This window comes from Pandoraea terrae (assembly GCF_902459695.1).
In the GTDB taxonomy this organism is placed as follows: domain Bacteria; phylum Pseudomonadota; class Gammaproteobacteria; order Burkholderiales; family Burkholderiaceae; genus Pandoraea; species Pandoraea terrae.
Window position 1 is genome coordinate 1 of sequence record NZ_CABPRZ010000031.1, and the last position, 18,389, is coordinate 18,389.

16 protein-coding genes and 1 pseudogene are annotated in these 18,389 nt (G+C 64.9%); 8 read left to right on the top strand and 9 right to left on the bottom strand.

Annotation, left to right across the window (positions count from 1 at the left end; genetic code table 11):
* From PTE30175_RS24485 to PTE30175_RS24500, 4 genes and pseudogenes are all read right to left on the bottom strand, one after another.
* Nucleotides 1-244: pseudogene (locus PTE30175_RS24485) on the bottom strand (YidB family protein); the annotation flags it as partial.
* 139 nt (nt 245-383) lie between these two features.
* Entirely contained in the window at nt 384-1,115 is a 732-nt protein-coding gene (locus tag PTE30175_RS24490) for a 16S rRNA (uracil(1498)-N(3))-methyltransferase (RefSeq protein ID WP_150699678.1), read from the bottom strand.
* A 92-nt stretch (nt 1,116-1,207) separates the two neighbouring features.
* Complete coding sequence (locus PTE30175_RS24495; RefSeq protein WP_150699679.1) at nt 1,208-1,630, bottom strand: VOC family protein; 423 nt, start codon at nt 1,628-1,630, stop codon at nt 1,208-1,210.
* Nucleotides 1,631-1,740: 110 nt separating this feature from the next.
* Complete coding sequence (locus tag PTE30175_RS24500; protein WP_224788955.1) at nt 1,741-2,580, bottom strand: spermine/spermidine synthase domain-containing protein; 840 nt, start codon at nt 2,578-2,580, stop codon at nt 1,741-1,743.
* A gap of 355 nt (nt 2,581-2,935) precedes the next feature.
* Between PTE30175_RS24500 and tkt the strand changes: the two genes are divergently transcribed.
* Nucleotides 2,936-4,960, top strand: a complete 2,025-nt coding sequence (gene tkt / locus PTE30175_RS24505) for a transketolase (protein ID WP_150699681.1) — start codon at nt 2,936-2,938, stop codon at nt 4,958-4,960.
* Nucleotides 4,961-4,988: 28 nt separating this feature from the next.
* Nucleotides 4,989-5,999, top strand: coding sequence for a type I glyceraldehyde-3-phosphate dehydrogenase (gene gap / locus PTE30175_RS24510; RefSeq protein ID WP_150699682.1), 1,011 nt, complete (start codon nt 4,989-4,991; stop codon nt 5,997-5,999).
* 96 nt (nt 6,000-6,095) lie between these two features.
* Here gap and fur read toward each other — a convergent pair whose 3' ends face one another.
* Entirely contained in the window at nt 6,096-6,527 is a 432-nt protein-coding gene (gene fur / locus PTE30175_RS24515) for a ferric iron uptake transcriptional regulator (RefSeq protein WP_150699683.1), read from the bottom strand.
* 124 nt (nt 6,528-6,651) lie between these two features.
* On the opposite strand from fur, the gene PTE30175_RS24520 reads away from it, so the two are divergent.
* The 6 genes from PTE30175_RS24520 to PTE30175_RS24545 all read left to right on the top strand — a co-directional run bounded on the left by PTE30175_RS24520 (nt 6,652) and on the right by PTE30175_RS24545 (nt 13,918).
* Nucleotides 6,652-7,287 (top strand): outer membrane protein assembly factor BamE, encoded by a 636-nt coding sequence (locus tag PTE30175_RS24520; RefSeq protein WP_224788956.1) that lies wholly within the window; start codon nt 6,652-6,654, stop codon nt 7,285-7,287.
* Between the two features lie 8 nt (nt 7,288-7,295).
* Nucleotides 7,296-8,093: a 4-hydroxy-tetrahydrodipicolinate reductase gene (dapB, locus tag PTE30175_RS24525; protein WP_150699730.1), complete on the top strand. Its 798-nt coding sequence runs from the start codon at nt 7,296-7,298 to the stop codon at nt 8,091-8,093.
* Nucleotides 8,094-8,251: 158 nt separating this feature from the next.
* Nucleotides 8,252-10,843, top strand: coding sequence for a leucine--tRNA ligase (gene leuS / locus PTE30175_RS24530; protein ID WP_150699684.1), 2,592 nt, complete (start codon nt 8,252-8,254; stop codon nt 10,841-10,843).
* Between the two features lie 34 nt (nt 10,844-10,877).
* Nucleotides 10,878-11,393, top strand: a complete 516-nt coding sequence (locus PTE30175_RS24535) for an LPS-assembly lipoprotein LptE (protein WP_150699685.1) — start codon at nt 10,878-10,880, stop codon at nt 11,391-11,393.
* Between the two features lie 19 nt (nt 11,394-11,412).
* On the top strand, nt 11,413-12,492 hold the full coding sequence (gene holA / locus PTE30175_RS24540; RefSeq protein WP_150699686.1) for a DNA polymerase III subunit delta: 1,080 nt from the start codon (nt 11,413-11,415) through the stop codon (nt 12,490-12,492).
* Nucleotides 12,493-12,649: 157 nt separating this feature from the next.
* Nucleotides 12,650-13,918 (top strand): glutamate-5-semialdehyde dehydrogenase, encoded by a 1,269-nt coding sequence (locus PTE30175_RS24545; protein WP_150699687.1) that lies wholly within the window; start codon nt 12,650-12,652, stop codon nt 13,916-13,918.
* Between the two features lie 113 nt (nt 13,919-14,031).
* Here PTE30175_RS24545 and purH read toward each other — a convergent pair whose 3' ends face one another.
* The 4 genes from purH to PTE30175_RS24565 all read right to left on the bottom strand — a co-directional run bounded on the left by purH (nt 14,032) and on the right by PTE30175_RS24565 (nt 18,385).
* Nucleotides 14,032-15,597, bottom strand: coding sequence for a bifunctional phosphoribosylaminoimidazolecarboxamide formyltransferase/IMP cyclohydrolase (gene purH, locus PTE30175_RS24550; protein WP_150699688.1), 1,566 nt, complete (start codon nt 15,595-15,597; stop codon nt 14,032-14,034).
* 64 nt (nt 15,598-15,661) lie between these two features.
* The gene (locus tag PTE30175_RS24555; RefSeq protein ID WP_010803993.1) at nt 15,662-15,895 is read right to left on the bottom strand and encodes a Fis family transcriptional regulator; all 234 of its coding nucleotides are present in this window, start codon (nt 15,893-15,895) and stop codon (nt 15,662-15,664) included.
* Nucleotides 15,892-16,920, bottom strand: coding sequence for a tRNA dihydrouridine synthase DusB (gene dusB / locus PTE30175_RS24560; RefSeq protein WP_150699689.1), 1,029 nt, complete (start codon nt 16,918-16,920; stop codon nt 15,892-15,894). Before dusB ends, PTE30175_RS24555 begins: the two co-directional genes overlap by 4 nt.
* Nucleotides 16,921-17,071: 151 nt before the next feature.
* Nucleotides 17,072-18,385 carry a UbiH/UbiF/VisC/COQ6 family ubiquinone biosynthesis hydroxylase gene (locus PTE30175_RS24565; RefSeq protein ID WP_150699690.1) on the bottom strand — a complete coding sequence of 438 codons (1,314 nt, stop codon included), beginning with the start codon at nt 18,383-18,385 and terminating at the stop codon, nt 17,072-17,074.
* Between the last annotated feature and the right edge of the window lie 4 nt (nt 18,386-18,389).

An 18,389-nucleotide genomic window follows, 5' to 3' on the forward strand; every position in this document is an offset into this window, starting at 1 on the left:
CGAGGCCGCCGGCCGCGCCACCGCCGCCGAGGAGCCCGCCGAGTGCGCCGCCGGCCCCGCCTGCACCGCCGAGCAGACTGCCCAGCGAACCGAGCAGGCCACCACCTTCGCCGCCCGGCCCTTGTGCTTGACTCGAGCGGCTGGCGATCATCGCCAACAGCCCCATCAGAAGCAGCGCACGCGTGTTACCGCCGCCGCTGCCGGTATTGCCGGACGAACCGAGGATGGAATCGAGCAAGCCCATGGCGATCTCCTTGTGGCCCTGATTGGCCGTGGATGGCTGCGTGGAACTGCAAAGTGGCCGGGAATGGCCGGAACTGACAGCAACGACAGGGAATGCGGTGAGGGTGAACGGTGTCGGGGCGAATGCCGGCGAACACCGCCTACCAGCCGCCCCAGCGGGCGGCCAGCGCGGCCAGCACGGCGATGCCCGCGGTTTCGGTGCGCAACACCCGCCGCCCGAGCCGAATGCCGGTAAAGCCGGCCTTTCGGGCTGCCATCTCTTCGTTGTCCGTCAATCCGCCTTCCGGGCCGAACAGCAGGGCGCCCCGGTCTTGCGGCGCATGCATGGGCAACGAATCGAAACCGACGTCTGCTCTTGGTGACAATAGCACACGCCAATGACAATCCGTAGCGGCACCGCGTAACCATTCGTTCAACGAGAGAATGGGCAGGACAGCCGGGACGCGATTGCGGCCGCACTGTTCGCACGCGGCCTCGACGATCGCCTGCCAGTGTGCAACGCGCTTGACCGCGCGCTCGCCGTCGAGCCGCGTGACGGAACGTTCTGCCGCAATCGGCTGAATGGCCGCCACGCCAAGTTCGACGGCCTTCTCGATCAGCCAGTCCATCTTGTCGCCGCCTGCGATACCTTGGGCGAGCGTGACATGATACGGCGCCTCGGCCTCCACCGGCACATGTTCCACAATCTGTGCGGTTGCGCGTTTCTTGCCGATCTCGAGCAATCCGGCGCGATACTCGCCGCCCTGGCCGTTGAACAGGGTAATGGCGTCGTCGACCTGCAGGCGCAACACTTGAACGTGGCGAACCACGTTGTCGGGAAGCTCGACGGGCATGCCGGCGGCGAGGGGAGCATCGATGAAAAAGCGTGGCATGGCGAACGGGCCGGCGGTGAGATTGCCCGCAGAGTAGCAGCGTCCTACGCGCCGCTCAAGCCCGCTCCGGCGGTGCGACGCGTCTCGCGCGTTCAAGCACGCGCGGTCACTGGCTTGGCGAAGCCCCAACGGTAGCCGTCGGGATCCTCGAGCTGGCAGAAGCGGTCTCCCCAGAACTGGTCCTCGGGCGGCATGATGCCGCGCGCGCCCTCGGCGGTTGCGCGGGCGTAATGCGCATCGACGTCGTCGCAATAGACGTAAAAGCTCTGCGAAGCTTCGATGCCGGCGCTTTTCGGCGATTTCGCGGTGCTCCCGAACGCACCTTCAGGCGCGAACATCAGAATCAGCTGTCCCTTGTAGAACATTTCGACATGCATGACGGCGCCGTCGTCGTCGACCTGATCGTGCAGCGTGAAGCCGAAGGCCCGCTGATAGAAGTCTACGGCCTTGCGCGCGTTTCGCACGGTCAGGTACGGCGTCAGCCACGGCACATGGGCCGGACGGGAATCGGACATGGGGGCCTCCTGTCGTCGTCGCAGAGCGCTACAAGGGTAAATATACCTGCGCGGCGTGCCGGCGCCGCGCGGATTTGGCGTTGGACGTGTTCACGCGCCTGTCGGTTCCGTCACGCGAGCAGGGCGGCAACATCGGCCGTGAGCGAAAACAGCGATGCGTGCCGAGCGCCGTCGTAATGGCGCAGCGGGCCGATGCCGTGCTGTACCAGAGCCTTCGCGGCCGCTCGGGATGACAGGGCGACGGGGTCGACGGTATCGCTGGCGCAGGCCAAGGCCCATAGCGCGCCGTACAGCGGCACGTAGGCGGTCATCGGACGGACGATCCGGAAGTGCCGCCGCAATGCCGCGAGCATCCGGCGCACCGCCGCCGTCTGGTGCCAGGGCGCGCCGAGTTGCAGCGCGATGGCGCCGCCGGGCGCCAGCACGTCCTTGACACGCGCGAAGAAGGCGTCGCCATGCAAGGACGCGGCGATCCCGTCGGGTTCCGTCAAGTCGAAGATGATCCCATCGAAATGCGCCCCGTGCGCGTGTGCCGTATCCACGTAGGCCACGGCGTCGCCTGGCGCGAGCAGGGTGCGCGGATCGTCGAAGGCGCCATCGGCCAGGCTCGGCAAATAACGCTGCGTCATCGCGACGACGGCCGCGTCGAGCTCCGCGACGACGACGGATGCAACCCCGCTGTAGCGCAGGACTTCCCGGGCTGAGCCGCCGTCGCCGCCGCCGAGAATCAGCACGCGCTGCACGGCGCCATGGGCGAGCAGCAGCGGGTGCACCATGCATTCGTGGCAAATGTGGGCGTCGGCCAGCGAGGCCATGAACCGGCCATCGAGGCGGTAGGCGCGCCCCAGGGCGTCGGTGTCGATGACCTCGATGCGTTGATGCGGCGTGTCGATCGATGCGACGCGGCGGCCGGTGAATCCGTACGTGACATGCGGGGACAATGGCGACAAAAAGGTTTCGCCGGCTGCCCTGATCCCGGACGCGGCCCCGCGCCCGGAATCGGACGGCACCGTCTCTCCACGGGGGGTGTCCGCCCCCGGAGATGACGGCAGGACGGGAGGTTTTGACGTCATCGCTACGTGATTTCCGGTGAAGTGGATGCGAAATGAACGGTAAGCGAACGGCAAACGAACGGCGAAGGCCGATCATCTTTCCATCATTCCACTTTCCCCTCATTTGGGGAAGTTGGCGGCCGTCGTCCCGGGGAGGGAGCGCATCTGGTAAAATCGTGGTCTTTCTCCGCATTTGATTTCGCGCGGCCGCCCGCGGCACCCGAGGGCAAGCCCGCTCATCCGGTTGGTCACCATGACGAATTCTTCTACTGCTTCCGCCGCGCTGATGGCCAACGCCATTCGCGTCCTTTCCATGGACGCCGTCCAACAGGCCAATTCCGGGCACCCGGGGGCGCCGATGGGCATGGCCGACATCGCGGTTGCGTTGTGGGGCCGACATCTCAAGCATAATCCGGTGAATCCGCATTGGGCCGATCGCGACCGCTTCGTGCTGTCGAACGGTCACGGCTCCATGCTGATTTACTCGCTGCTGCACCTGACCGGCTACGATCTGCCGATCGACGAGCTCAAGCACTTCCGGCAGTTGCACAGCAAGACGCCGGGCCACCCCGAAGTGGGCATCACGCCGGGCGTCGAGACGACCACGGGCCCGCTCGGCCAAGGCATTACGAATGCGGTCGGTTTCGCGCTCGCCGAAGCGTTGCTTGCCAAGGAGTTCAACAAGCCGGAAGCATCGATTGTCGACCACTTCACATATGCATTCCTCGGCGACGGCTGCCTGATGGAAGGCATCTCGCATGAAGCCTGTTCGCTGGCCGGCACGCTGCGCCTGAACAAGCTGATCGCGCTGTACGACGACAACGGGATCTCGATCGACGGTGATGTCGAATACTGGTTTGCCGACGACACGCCGAAGCGCTTCGAAGCTTACGGCTGGAACGTGATTCGCGGCATCGACGGTCACGATGCCGACGCGGTCGACGCCGCGATCGCGCAGGCGAAGCAATCGGATCGTCCGACGCTGATCTGCTGCAAGACGCTGATCGGCAAGGGCGCGCCGAACAAGCAAGGCGGACACGACGTGCACGGCGCGCCGCTCGGCGCCGACGAAATTGCCGCCACGCGCGCCGCACTGGGCTGGACCAACGCGCCGTTCGAAGTGCCGGCCGAAGTTTACGCCGCCTGGGACGCGAAGGCGGCAGGCGCCAAGGCCGAAGCGGCCTGGGACGACAAATTCAACGCCTACGCCCGTGCATATCCGCGTGAAGCGAACGAGTTCGTACGCCGCATGAAGGGCGAACTGCCGGGCGACTGGAAGGCCGCGACCGAAGCGCTGATCGCGCGCACCAATGAAAAGGCCGAGACGGTGGCCACGCGCAAGGCGTCGCAACTCGCGATCGAAGGCCTTGCTGCCGTGTTGCCCGAGTTTCTCGGCGGCTCCGCCGACCTGACGGGCTCGAACCTCACCAACTGGAAGGCGAGCAAGGCCGTGCGCGCCAACGCCGAGGGTGTGCAGTCCGGCAATCACATCAACTATGGCGTGCGCGAATTCGGCATGAGCGCCATCCTGAACGGTATCGCGCTGCATGGCGGGTTCATCCCGTTCGGCGGCACCTTCCTGACGTTCTCCGACTACAGCCGCAATGCGTTGCGCATGGCGGCGCTGATGAAGCTGCGCTCGATCTTCGTGTTCACGCACGATTCGATCGGCCTCGGCGAAGACGGTCCGACCCACCAGTCGATCGAGCACGTGTCGAGCCTGCGCCTGATCCCGCAAATGGACGTCTGGCGTCCGTGCGATACCGTGGAGTCGGCCGCTGCCTGGGTTTTCGCCGTGGAACGCAATACCGCCGCCGACAGCGGCCCGAGCGCGCTGATCTTCTCGCGCCAGAACCTGCCGTTCGTGCCGCGAGACGCCGAACAGATCGCCGCGATCCGTCGTGGCGGCTACGTGCTGCGCGACGCGAAGGATGCCAAGGTCGTGCTGATCGCGACGGGCTCGGAAATCGATCTGGCGCTAAAGGCCGCCGAGGCGCTGGCAGCCGTTGGCGTGGCTGCGCGCGTCGTTTCGATGCCGTCGACCAATGTATTCGACCGTCAGGACAAGGCGTACCGCGAGAGCGTGCTGCCGCGCGGCGTGCCGCGTGTGGCCATCGAGGCCGGCGTGACCAGCTTCTGGCACAAGTATGTCGGCCTGGAAGGCGGTGTGGTCGGCATCGACACCTTCGGCGAGTCGGCTCCGGCCGGCGTGCTGTTCAAACACTTCGGCTTCACCGTCGACCATGTGGTCTCGACGGCCAAGTCCGTGATCGGCTGATTTTCATTTGACCTTACGGAGAACCCCCATGACTATTCGCGTCGCAATCAACGGTTACGGTCGTATCGGCCGCAACGTCCTGCGTGCCCATTACGAAGGCGGCAAGAAGCATGACATCGAGATCGTCGCCATCAACGACCTCGGCAACGCTCAGACCAATGCGCACCTGACGCAATACGACACCGCCCACGGCAAGTTCCCGGGCACGGTGTCGGTTGACGGCGACTTCATGGTCGTCAACGGCGACAAGATTCGCGTGCTGGCCAACCGGAACCCGGCCGAACTGCCGTGGGGCGAGCTCGGTGTCGACGTCGTGCTCGAGTGCACGGGCTTCTTCACCACGAAGGAAAAGGCTGGCGCGCACATCCTGGGCGGCGCGAAGAAGGTGATCATTTCGGCCCCGGGCGGCAAGGATGTCGACGCGACCGTCGTGTTCGGCGTGAACGAAGGTGTGCTGAAGTCGACCGACACGGTCATCTCGAACGCATCGTGCACGACCAACTGCCTGGCGCCGCTGGTCAAGCCGCTGCACGAAAAAATCGGTGTCGAGAACGGCCTGATGACGACGGTCCACGCCTACACCAACGACCAGGTGTTGACGGACGTCTATCACGAAGACCTGCGCCGCGCACGTTCGGCCACGATGAGCATGATCCCGACGAAGACCGGCGCCGCTTCGGCCGTCGGCCTGGTGCTGCCGGAACTGAACGGCAAGCTCGACGGTTTCGCGATCCGCGTGCCGACGATCAACGTGTCGATCGTCGACCTGTCGTTCATCGCATCGCGCGACACGACCGTCGATGAAGTCAACGCGATTCTCAAGGAAGCCGCTGAAGGCCCGCTGAAGGCGATCGCCACGTACACGACGGCGCCGCTGGTCTCGGTCGACTTCAACCACAACCCGGCGTCGTCGAACTTCGACGGTTCGCTCACGAAGGTGTCGGGCCGCCTGGTGAAGGTCACGTCGTGGTACGACAACGAGTGGGGCTTCTCCAACCGCATGCTCGACACGACTGTCGCGCTAATGAGCGCGAAGTAAGCGTTTGTCAGGCAAAAAAAACCGCTGTCGTCGAGACAGCGGTTTTTCATTTTTGGGCGTCGACTCAAAGCCCGGCGGTGCCCATTGCAGCGCCGGTCAGGTTTTTCCGCGGTGCGGGCAGGGGTCCTTCGTGCAACTGCCGTACATCGCCAGCGAGTGCTCCTGCAGCGCGAAACCGCGCTCCTTGGCAATCAGCTTCTGGCGTCGCTCGATCTCCGCGTCGAAAAATTCTTCGACGCGTCCGCAGTCCATGCAGACCAGATGGTCATGGTGATGCCCTTCGTTCAGCTCGAAAACGGCCTTGCCCGATTCGAAATTGCTGCGTGAGAGCAAGCCTGCCTGTTCAAACTGCGTCAGGACGCGGTAGACAGTGGCCAGGCCGATGTCGAGGTTTTCGCCGAGCAGGTGTCGGTAGACGTCTTCGGCGGTTAGATGGCGCACCTCGCTATTCTGAAAAATCTCCAGAATCTTGAGGCGCGGAAGCGTGGCTTTCAGTCCGATATTTTTCAGATCGGCGGGATTCGGCATCGCTCTACGTCCCTAGAGTACAATACAGCCCCAATAATAATGCCTTTTTGTCTTGCCCGGCGCAAACCGGTGCAACCTGGGCGGGATTTGTCCATCCGTCGTACTTTTTCTAAGCGAGTCAGATTTGCGTCGTTCCCTTACCCTCTGCGCGGCCGCGGCCCTGTTGGTACTGGCCGGCTGCTCGACCTACGACAGCGTTACGGGCCGCATGATCGGTGCTGTCACGCCGTATCGCATCAACATCGTGCAGGGCAACTTCGTCTCGAAGGAAGCCTACGATCAACTCGCGGCCGGCATGACGCGCGACCAGGTGCGCCTGCTGCTCGGCACGCCGCTTTTGGCCGACATGTTCCACGCCAACCGCTGGGACTACGTCTTCTATTTCAAGCGCGGCAATACAGCCGTGGTGCAGGAGCGCCACCTGGCCCTGTACTTCGACGGCGACTCGCTCGCGAAATGGGAAGGCGGCAACGATCTGCCGTCCGAGTACGAGCTGGTCCAGGAAATCGATGGCCAGAAACGTGGCAAGAGCGACAAACCGGCGGCTGCGCCGGCCGCCGCGAGTGCTGCGGCCGCTGCGCCGTCGACTGACGCCTCTGCATCGGCGCCGGCCGCTGCGCCGGACGCCCCCGCATCCGCGGTGCAAAGCGTGCCTGCCGCTGCGGCGCCTGCGGTCGCGCCTGCCAGTGCCGAATCGCCGGCGACCGTGCCGTCGCCGCCCGTGACCGCCTCGGGCGGCAAGTTCTCGATGCCCAAGTAATCGCCATGTTGAAAATCGCCATTGCAGGGGCGTCCGGCCGCATGGGCCGGATGCTCGTTGAAACGGTCCTTGCGGCCGATGACGCCGAACTGGTCGGCGCGCTCGATCGGCCGGACAGCCCGGCCATCGGTGTGGATGCCGGTGCGTTCCTCGGCCGGGACACCGGCATCAAGATCAGCGGCGATATCGACGCCGCGCTCGCGAATGCCGAGTTCCTGATCGACTTCACCCGCCCCGAAGGCACGCTGGCGCATCTTGCCGTCGCCGAAAAGCGCGGCGTCAAGATGATCATCGGCACCACCGGTTTCTCCGCCGAAGCGAAGCAGCGCCTGCATGACGCCAGCGAGCGCGTGTCGATCGTTTTTGCGCCGAACATGAGCGTTGGCGTGAACGCCACGTTCAAGTTGCTCGAAGTCGCTGCGAAAATTCTGAATACGGGTTACGACATCGAGATCATCGAAGCGCATCACCGCCACAAAGTCGACGCGCCGTCGGGTACGGCGCTGCGCATGGGCGAAGTGGTCGCCGCAGCGCTCGGCCGCGATCTTCAGGCATGCGCGGTCTATGGCCGCGAAGGCGTCACGGGCGAACGGGATCCGTCGACGATCGGCTTTGCGACCGTGCGCGGCGGCGACATCGTCGGCGATCACACGGTGTTGTTCGCCGGCATTGGCGAGCGTATCGAGATTACGCACAAGTCGTCGAGCCGCCAGTCTTACGCGCAAGGCTCGCTGCGCGCCGCGCGCTTTCTGGCCACCCGCCAGAACGGCCTGTTCGACATGCAGGACGTGCTGGGCCTGCGTTAGCCCGAGGCCCGTCCGTGCTGTTCCGCTGCGCCGATTCCAGGCGCGGCGGCGTTATAATCAACGTTTTCCCCCGGAATTGCCTCGTTTGCTGACCGTCCCCGCGTGGACCGGCCGGCAGGCGGCAACAGCCCGGACCGAATTCCATCCGCCGACCCATCATGCAAGAAAAATACGTTCCCGCCGACGTCGAAGCCGCTGCCCAGTCGCATTGGACGGCCATCGATGCCTACAAGACCACCGAGCGCGCGGACAAACCGAAGTTCTACTGCGTCTCGATGCTGCCGTATCCGTCGGGCAAGCTGCATATGGGGCACGTGCGCAACTACACCATCAACGACGTGATGTACCGTCAGTTGCGCATGCGCGGCTATAACGTGCTCATGCCGATGGGTTGGGACGCCTTCGGCATGCCGGCGGAAAATGCGGCCATGGCCAACGGCGTGCCGCCGGCGCAGTGGACGTACGACAACATCGCCTACATGAAGAAGCAGATGCAGGCGATGGGGCTCGCCATCGACTGGTCGCGCGAAATGGCGACCTGCAAGCCCGATTACTACAAGTGGAATCAGTGGCTGTTCCTCAAGATGCTCGAGAAGGGCGTCGTCTACCTGAAGACCGGGACCGTCAACTGGGATCCGGTCGACCAGACCGTGCTCGCCAACGAGCAGGTGATCGACGGTCGCGGCTGGCGTTCGGGCGCACTCGTGGAAAAGCGCGAGATCCCGATGTATTACATGCGCATCACGGAGTACGCGGACGAGCTGCTGAGCGATCTCGACAGCCTTGGCTGGCCGGAGCGCGTCAAGGTGATGCAGCAGAACTGGATTGGCAAGAGCTTCGGCGTGAACTTCGGTTTTCCGTACACGCTCGATGGCCAGCAGCAATTGCTGCGCGTGTTCACCACGCGTGCCGACACGATCATGGGCGTGACCTTCTGCGCGATCGCGGCCGAGCATCCGCTGGCGGCGCGTCTGTCAGAGGGCAAGCCCGAGCTTCAGGCATTCATCGCCGAGTGCAAGCACGGCGGTGTGGCCGAGGCCGACATCGCCACGATGGAAAAGAAGGGCATGCCGACGGGTTTCTTCGTCACGCATCCCCTGTCCGGCGAGCCTGTGGAAGTCTGGATCGGCAATTACGTGCTGATGGGCTACGGCGAAGGCGCCGTGATGGGCGTGCCGGCGCACGATGAGCGCGATTTCGCGTTCGCGCGCAAGTACGGCCTGGCGATCAAGCAGGTCGTGACGGTGCCGGGTGAAACGTTCTCGACGGACGCATGGCAGGCGTGGTACGGCGACAAGGAAGCCGGCCAGTGCGTCAACAGCGGCAAGTACGACGGTTTGGGTTACGCCGCCGCCGTCGACGCGATCGCGGCTGACCTGAAGGCGAAGGACGTCGGCGACAAGCAGGTCACATACCGCCTGCGCGACTGGGGCATTTCGCGCCAGCGTTACTGGGGTACGCCGATCCCGATCATCCATTGCGACGCCTGCGGTGCGGTGCCGGTGCCCGAGAAGGATCTGCCGGTCGTGTTGCCGGAAGACCTCGTGCCGGACGGCACGGGCAATCCGCTCGCCAAGTCGCCGGAATTCCTGAATTGCACCTGCCCGAGTTGCGGCAAGGCGGCGCGCCGCGAGACGGATACGATGGACACGTTTGTCGATTCGTCCTGGTATTTCTCGCGCTACACGTGCCCGGATGCCGAGACGATGGTCGATTCGCGCACCGATTACTGGATGCCGATGGACCAGTACATCGGCGGCATCGAACACGCCATCCTGCACTTGCTGTATTCGCGCTTCTGGACCAAGGTCATGCGCGATTTGGGGCTCGTGAAGTTCAATGAGCCGGCGCAGAACCTGCTGACACAGGGCATGGTGCTCAACGAAACGTTCTACCGCGAAGACACATCGGGCAAGAAGACGTGGTTCAATCCGGCCGATGTGCAGGTGCAGCTCGACGACAAGGGCCGTCCTATCGGCGCGACCCTGCGCGCGGACAGCCAGGACGTTGTGCTGGGCGGCATCGAGAAGATGGCGAAATCGAAGAACAACGGTGTCGATCCGCAGGCGCTGATCGACCTCTACGGCGCTGATACTGCCCGACTGTTTGTCATGTTCGCCGCCCCGCCCGAGCAGCAGCTCGAGTGGTCGGGCTCGGGCGTGGAAGGCGCAAGCCGCTTCCTGCGCCGTCTGTGGGGCTTCGGCCAGGCCAACGCGGCGCTGCTGTCGCAGCCCGATGCGGCGATCGGGACGAATGCTGCCGCGCAAACGCTGCGCCGTGAAATTCACGGCGTGCTCAAGCAGGCCAACTACGACTACCACCGCGTCCAGTACAACACCGTCGTGTCGGCCGCGATGAAGATGCTCAATGCGATCGAGGGCGACAAGGGCGCCGCCGGTGCGGGCGCCGTGCGCGAATGCTATGGCATCCTGCTGCGCGTGTTGTACCCGGTCGTGCCGCACGTCACGCACGGACTCTGGGAGGCGCTCGGCTACGCCGCGCAGTTCGGCGATCTGCTCGACGCGCAGTGGCCCGAAGTCGACGAAGCGGCGCTGGTGCAAGCGGAAATCGAGCTCGTGCTGCAAGTCAGCGGCAAGGTGCGCGGTTCGTTGACGGTTGCGAAGGATGCTTCGCGCGAAGTCATCGAGCAGGCCGCCCTGGCCCACGAAATGACCGCCAAGTTCGGCGAGGGCGCTACGCCCAGGAAGATCATCATCGTGCCGGGCCGTCTTGTGAACGTGGTGATGTAAGGTGCACAACATTCTGCTGCGGCAAGGAGCCGGCATGTTTCGTACGATTTTCGGCTGGGTCACGGTGCTCGGCTGTGCGCTGCTGTTGACGGCATGCGGATTCGAGTTGCGCGGCGCGAGCGACTATGCCTTCAAGCGGCTGTATATCGCGTCGTCCAATACCCAGTTGTCCGTCGATATCCAGCGCAATATCCGATACGGCAGCAAGGGCACGGTGGTCGTCACTTCCCCCAAGGACGCCGACGCACGGCTGGAGATCCTCAGCGTGTCGCAGAGCCGCGCTGCCGTGAGCCTGAACACGTCCGGGCAGGCGCGCGAGTATGAACTTTCGAGCATCACCACGTTTCAGCTCGTGACGCCCGACGGCACGATTGTGATTCCGCGCAGTGAAATTCGGCTGGTTCGCAATTTGCCGTACAGCGACTCGGAATCTACCGCGCGCGACACGGAATCCGCGCTGTTGTATCGGGACATGTTGCGCGATACCGTCGATCAGATCATCCGTCGCATGGAAGCGGTCAAGGCAATGCCCGCGCCGTCCGCGAGCTGATTCCCGGCGCCTGTCACTCATGCAACTGCGTGCCGACGCGCTTGAAGCGCACCTCGCCAAGACACTTTCGCCGATCTATACGATCTACGGCGACGAGAGTCTGCTTGTGCAGGAGGCCGTCGATCGCGTGCGTGCCGCAGCGCGTGCCGGCGGGTTTACCGAGCGTGAGGTGCTGAGCGTCGAGCGTGGCTTCGATTGGGGCGCGCTGGCCAACGCCGGACAATCGATGTCGCTGTTTGGCGATCGCAAGCTGATCGAATTGCGGATTCCGGGCGGCAAGCCCGGGCGCGACGGCGGTGCGGCTTTGAAAACCTACGCCCAAGCCGCGGGCAGCGACGTGTTGACGATCGTGACGTTGCCGCGGCTCGATGGCCTGGCAACGAAATCCGATTGGTTCGGTGCGCTCGATCGGGCAGGCACGACGATCAAGATCGATCCTGTCGACCGCCAACGCCTGCCGGACTGGATCGCCCAGCGATTGGCGGCGCAGGGACAGCGCGTGGCTGCCGGAGACGCGGGCCGCCGCGTATTGCAGTTCATTGCCGATCGGGTGGAAGGGAATCTCCTGGCTGCCCATCAGGAAATCCAGAAGCTCGGTCTCCTGTATCCGGCCGGACCGATCGAGTTCGAGCAAGTGCAGGACGCGGTGCTCAACGTTGCCCGCTACGACGTGTTCAAACTCAGCGAAGCGGTGCTCGCCGGCGACGTTCCGAGGCTCGTACGTATGCTCGACGGGCTGCGCGGCGAAGGCGAGGCGGCGCCGTTGGTGCTTTGGGCGCTGACCGAAGAGGTCCGCACGCTCGCGCGCATCACCCGCGGCATGGCGGCCGGCAAGCCGCTGGCGGCGCTGCTGCGCGAATATCGGGTGTGGGGGCCGCGTGAACGCCTGATGGACCAGGCAGTGCGGCGCGTCACGCCGGAATCGCTCAATCGTGCGCTGTTGCTTGCGGCCCGTCTGGACCGTCAGGTCAAGGGGCTGCGTGCCGATGGCCTGCCCGCCGACCCTTGGGACGGCCTGCTTCAATTGGGCCTGATGCTGGTGGGCGAGCGACCGCCGCCGGCGCGGCCGCCGCGCGCGCCACGACCGGCGCACGCGTAGGGCCGCGCCCGCCCGATTCTCGCAGGCGCTGTTTGGTCCGGACGATGCCGGGCGCCAGGACGGCGGCCTGCGCGAAAACGCCATCAGGCGCACAATACGCCTGAACCCGATGCAACCGATACGCTTCGAACCGGCAGCCTTGCTGCCCGCAAAGACAATGGACATTCAGCAATACATGCAAGCTCTCGGGCAACGTGCCCGCAACGCGTCCCGTGCCATGGCGCGCGCCGACAGCGCCGCGAAGAATCGCGCACTGCTGGCGATCGCCGACGCCATTGCACGCGATGCGTCGCGCCTGAAGGAAATCAACCAGAAGGATCTGGCGCGCGCTCGCGCCAACGGCAACGACGCGGCCTTCATCGATCGCCTGACGCTGTCGGACAAGGCCCTGCAGACGATGATCGAAGGGCTTCGCCAGATCGCCGCGCTACCCGACCCTATCGGCGAAATCACCAACGTGCGCGTTCGTCCGACCGGCATTCAGGTCGGTCAGATGCGCGTGCCGCTTGGCGTCATCGGCATCATCTACGAGTCGCGTCCCAACGTGACCATCGATGCTGCGGCGTTGTGCCTGAAATCGGGCAACGCCACGATTCTGCGTGGCGGCTCGGAAGCGATCGAAAGCAACACGGCCTTGGCGGCACTGATCGCCGAAGGGCTGGCGTCGGCCGGGCTGCCGGGCGAGGCAGTGCAGGTCGTGGCCACGCCCGATCGCGCCGCCGTGGGTGAGTTGATCACGATGACGGCGCACGTCGACGTGATTGTGCCGCGCGGCGGCAAGAGCCTGATTGAGCGGCTCATGCGTGACGCGCGCGTGCCCATGATCAAGCACCTCGACGGGATCTGCCACGTCTATGTCGACGGCCGCGCCGATCCGGTCAAGGCGAACGCCATCTGCGACAACGCGAAGACGCATCGTTACGGCACCTGCAACACGATGGAAACGCTGCTGGTCGACGTCGCGGCGCAGGCGCTGTTGCCTGAACTGGCGCGCACGATGCGTTCCAGGCAAGTCGAACTGCGCGCCTGTGAGCGCAGTTACGCCGTGCTTGAGGCCGCCGGCATCGATGGCATCAAGCACGCTGTCGAGGAGGACTGGTCGACGGAATATCTGGCGCCGGTGCTGGCCGTGAAGATCGTTGACGGTCTCGACGCCGCCATCGACCACATCAACCATTACGGCTCGCATCACACCGACGCGATCGTGTCGGAAGACTATAGCGCGACCATGCGCTTTCTGCGGGAAGTCGATTCGGCCAGCGTCATGGTCAACGCCAGCACGCGCTTTGCCGACGGCTTCGAGTATGGCCTCGGCGCGGAAATCGGCATTTCGAACGACAAACTCCATGCGCGCGGCCCCGTGGGTCTCGAAGGCCTGACGAGTCTGAAGTATGTCGTCTTCGGCCACGGCGAAGTGCGTCAGTAATCGCGAGAGGCGGCAGCCCCGTGTTCTGACGGCTCGACGGACGAAGCCGTACGCACCATGCAAAAGGCCGGCCCCGTGAGGGTGCCGGCCTTTGTTCAGCGGCTATCCGTCGATCAGTGACGGAAGTGGCGCGTGCCGGTCATCAGCATGGCGACGTTGCGCTCGTCGGCGGCGGCGATGACTTCGTCATCGCGCATCGAGCCGCCCGGATGGATCACGCAGGTGGCCCCGGCGTCGACGACCACGTCAAGACCGTCACGGAACGGGAAGAAGGCGTCCGATGCCACGGCCGACCCCTTCAGCGACAGGCCCGCGTTTTGCGCCTTGATGCTGGCGATGCGTGCGGAATCGACGCGGCTCATCTGGCCGGCGCCGACGCCCAGCGTCATGCCGCCGGCGCAGAACACGATGGCGTTCGACTTGACAAACTTCGCGACGCGCCAGGCAAACAGCAGATCGTCCATTTCCTTGGGCGTCGGGTAACGCTTCGTGACCACACGCAGCTCATGCGGCTGCACATTCTTCGCGTCCGGCGACTGGACCAGCAGGCCGCCGCCGACACGTTTGAAGTCGAAGGCGTTAACGCCCTGGCCCAGGGGGACTTCGAGCAAACGCACGTTCTGCTTCGCAGCGAACACCTGCTTGGCGGCCTCGGAGAATGCCGGGGCCAGCAGGACTTCCACGAACTGCTTGGCGACGGCCTGCGCTGCGGCTTCGTCGACTTCGCGATTAAACGCGATGATGCCGCCGAAGGCCGACGTCGGATCCGTCTGGAAGGCCTTGGCATACGCATCGGCCGCAGTTGCCGCGATAGCCACGCCGCACGGGTTTGCATGCTTGATGATCACGCATGCCGGCGCGTCGAACGTCTTCACGCATTCCCACGCGGCGTCGGCGTCGGCGATGTTGTTGTACGACAGTTCCTTGCCCTGCAGCTGGCGATAGTTCGCGAGCGCGCCTTCCGGGGTCGTGATGTCACGGTAGAACGCCGCGCTCTGGTGCGGATTTTCACCGTAGCGCATGTCCTGCACCAACGTGTACGCCAGGTTCAGCGTCGCCGGGTAGGGCTTGCGTTCACTGTGGCGCAGCGAAACGCCTAGGCTCGTCAGGTAATTCGTGATCGCGCCGTCGTACTGGGCCGTGTGCGCGTAGACCTTCGTCGCGAGGCGGAAATTGGTCGCGTAGCCGACGGTGTTGCCATTGGCTTTCATTTCGTCGAGCACCACGGCGTAGTCAGCCGGATCGACGATCACGGTCACGTCGCGATGGTTCTTTGCGGCCGAACGCAGCATCGTGGGGCCGCCAATATCGATGTTCTCGATGGCTTCCTCGAGCGTGCAGTCGCTCTTGGCGATCGTCTGGACGAACGGGTACAGGTTCACGACGAGCAGGTCGATCGTCGGGATGTCGTGCTTCGCGAGCGCGGCCATGTGCTCGGGAAGGTCGCGGCGGGCCAGGATGCCGCCGTGCACTTTCGGATGGAGCGTCTTGACGCGGCCGTCGAGCATCTCGGGAAAACCGGTGTAGTCGGCCACTTCGGTGACGGCCAGGCCGGCGTCGGCCAGCAGCTTGGCGGTGCCGCCGGTGGAAAGGATCGACACGCCGAGCGCGGCGAGCGACTTCGCGAAGTCGACGATGCCGGTCTTGTCGGAGACGGAGATGAGGGCTTGCTTGATCATGACGGTACGAAAATGAAACGGCGAAAGGGGCGGCCTGGGATCGGGCGGTGGCGGCGAACGGCCTTTACAGCAGGCCGTGCTGCTGCAGCTTCTTGCGTAGGGTGTTGCGGTTGATGCCCAGGTATTCGGCGGCCAGCGACTGGTTGCCGTCCGCCTTGCCGAGCACAAACTCGAGCAGGGGCTTCTCGACGACCGAGACCACCATATCGTATACATCGTGTGGCCGTGCGCCGTCCAGATCCCGGAAATATGAATCCAGACTGTCGCGCACGCATTGTTCTATATTGGTTTTACTCATGCGGCTAATAGCTCCCTCGGCGATTCTTGTTCGTAACAGAGGCGGTCCGAGTGCGCCTTCTGCTGTTCGAAAAACTCGTTGACCGCGGCCAACTGTTCTTGTGTGGTGTCGAGCGTGTTCATGCGCTGGCGGAAGGCCGATGCACCGGGCAATCCGCGTGAATACCAGGCAATGTGCTTGCGCGCCGTGCGCACGCCCGTAAATTCCCCGTAGAACGCGTAATGATCCTGCAGATGCTCGTTCATGATCTGCTGGATTTCGTCGACGCGCGGCGGCAAGGCCACTTCGCCCGTCGTCAGAAACAATTCGATATCGCGGAACAGCCACGGACGTCCCTGTGCCGCGCGGCCGATCATGATCGCGTCCGCGCCGGTCACCGCGAGGACGTGTTTCGCCTTCTGCGCCGAATCGATGTCGCCGTTGGCGACGACCGGGATGCGCGCGGCGGCCTTTACGGCGGCGATGGTTTCGTATTCGGCGTCGCCGTGGTACAGATCGGCGCGCGTGCGGCCGTGCACCGTCAGCATGCTGATGCCGCAATCTTCGGCGATTTTCGCGACCGTCAGCGCGTTCTTGTGGTCGCGGTCCCAGCCGGTGCGGATCTTGAGTGTGACCGGTACGGCGTCGCCCACCGCGCCGACAACGGCCGACACGATGCGTGCCACGAGCGGTTCGTTCTGCAACAGCGCGGAACCGGCAGCGACATTACAGACTTTCTTGGCCGGACAGCCCATGTTGATGTCGATGATCTGCGCGCCGCGCTCGACGTTGTAGCGCGCCGCTTCGGCCATCATGGCCGGATCGGCGCCGGCGATCTGCACGGAGATCGGCGCGACTTCGCCGGCATGGTTGGCGCGCCGCATGGTTTTCTCGCTTTTCCACAACTGCGCGTTCGAGGCGACCATTTCCGAGACGGCATAGCCCGCCCCCAGTTGCTTGCACAACTGGCGGAACGGACGATCCGTCACCCCGGCCATGGGGGCGACGAAAAGATTATTGCGGAGCTCGTGAGGACCGATGCGCACGGGGAGGGAAAAGCCGGGAAAAACTTCTATTTTACTGCGTAAACCCTTTCCCGTCGCCCAAAACCCGCCCCTTGGGCGCGGCACCGCGACCGCGTGTTGCCTAAATGTTGTGCGAGCGCCACGATCGTCCGGGATCAGTGGCGATCGGCTGTCAGCCGCGCTGGCCGAACATCATCTGGCGAGCGAATGCAGCCTTCAATGGCGGAGCCAGTTCGAGGCCGAGCAGGGCGAGGCCGCGCAGCGTCGCGACCGGTGCGGCATCCACGCCGAACAGCCGCGGCAGCCAGTCGGTAATGCGGATCGTCATGCCACGGTCCACGCGGCGGCGGCGGGCGAAGGTGCGCAGCGCTTCGACACCCGGCGCGCCGCGGGCGAGCGCGAGTGCTTCGGTCAGGTCGAAGGCATCGCGCAACCCGAGATTCAATCCCTGGCCTGCCACCGGGTGCAGCGTCTGGGCCGCGTTGCCGATGGCGGCGACCCGTCCGTCGACCACGTGCCCGAGGGCGTTGAGTCCCAGCGGGAAACGCGCCCGGCTCGCGACGGCGGTGAATTCTCCCATGCGGTCGCCGAATGCCGTGTGCAGTTCGTCGAGGAATGCGCGGTCATCGGCGTGCAAGCGGCGTTCGGCGTCATCCGGGGCACAGCACCAGACGAGCGAGTACCCGTGTTCGAGCGGCAGCAGCGCGAGCGGACCTTCCGACGTGAATCGCTCCCAGGCCCATCCGGCCCGCGGGCGAGCGCACGTCACGAATGCCACCAGCGCTGTTTGCCGGTAGTCGCGTGTGAGCGGCCTGGCTGTCTGGCCCTCGAACAGCCCGCCCTCGGCGTTGATCGCCAATGTCGCGTGCAACGTGCCGGCATGGTCGTCGTGTCCGCCGACGGTGAGTGTGACGTGGCTGGCGTCCTGCCGCAGCGCGAGGGCGCGGCGCGGCCGCAAATGGGTCAGTCCGGGGGCGGCTTCGGACGGCACCACCGCCGCCGAGGCCGTTGCGGGCATGGGCAAACGATCGAGCGCGCCGTCCAGTGTGCGCATCAGGGCGCCGTATCGCACGACATAGCCCAACGCGGGAACGTCATGATCGGCACAATCGATCTCGGTGCTGCCGAAATGGTGCGCCTGGGAAACGTGGATGTGACGGATCGGTGTCGCGGCAAGGCGGTGTGGCGCGCCATGCGCGTCCGCATCCGGCCACGCGCCGGCGCGCGCGAGGATTTGCCGGCTGCCGTGCGACAGCGCGAGCGCGCGCGGATCGTCGTAGCCGCCTTGCGGCCCACGCGCGTCGATCAACGCCACGCGCAGGTGCGGCGAGCGCTGGGCGAGCAGGAGTGCCAGCGCGGTACCGACCGGACCCGCGCCGACGATAGCCACGTCGTAATGCGGCGCCGGATGTTCGCCGATGGACGCGCCCGGCACTGCGGACGAACGGGTTTCCTCTGCCGGCGGCGGGAAAGCTTGCGAAGTCATGGCG

What these genes read in the sequence shown, in the direction of transcription:
- PTE30175_RS24565 (WP_150699690.1), bottom strand. Translation starts at nt 18,385, where the DNA reads ATGACTTCGCAAGCTTTCCCGCCGCCGGCAGAGGAAACCCGTTCGTCC.
- PTE30175_RS24535 (WP_150699685.1), top strand. Translation starts at nt 10,878, where the DNA reads ATGTTTCGTACGATTTTCGGCTGGGTCACGGTGCTCGGCTGTGCGCTG.
- PTE30175_RS24555 (WP_010803993.1), bottom strand. Translation starts at nt 15,895, where the DNA reads ATGAGTAAAACCAATATAGAACAATGCGTGCGCGACAGTCTGGATTCA.
- PTE30175_RS24490 (WP_150699678.1), bottom strand. Translation starts at nt 1,115, where the DNA reads ATGCCACGCTTTTTCATCGATGCTCCCCTCGCCGCCGGCATGCCCGTC.
- PTE30175_RS24545 (WP_150699687.1), top strand. Translation starts at nt 12,650, where the DNA reads ATGGACATTCAGCAATACATGCAAGCTCTCGGGCAACGTGCCCGCAAC.
- PTE30175_RS24495 (WP_150699679.1), bottom strand. Translation starts at nt 1,630, where the DNA reads ATGTCCGATTCCCGTCCGGCCCATGTGCCGTGGCTGACGCCGTACCTG.
- fur (WP_150699683.1), bottom strand. Translation starts at nt 6,527, where the DNA reads ATGCCGAATCCCGCCGATCTGAAAAATATCGGACTGAAAGCCACGCTT.
- purH (WP_150699688.1), bottom strand. Translation starts at nt 15,597, where the DNA reads ATGATCAAGCAAGCCCTCATCTCCGTCTCCGACAAGACCGGCATCGTC.
- leuS (WP_150699684.1), top strand. Translation starts at nt 8,252, where the DNA reads ATGCAAGAAAAATACGTTCCCGCCGACGTCGAAGCCGCTGCCCAGTCG.
- holA (WP_150699686.1), top strand. Translation starts at nt 11,413, where the DNA reads ATGCAACTGCGTGCCGACGCGCTTGAAGCGCACCTCGCCAAGACACTT.
- gap (WP_150699682.1), top strand. Translation starts at nt 4,989, where the DNA reads ATGACTATTCGCGTCGCAATCAACGGTTACGGTCGTATCGGCCGCAAC.
- tkt (WP_150699681.1), top strand. Translation starts at nt 2,936, where the DNA reads ATGACGAATTCTTCTACTGCTTCCGCCGCGCTGATGGCCAACGCCATT.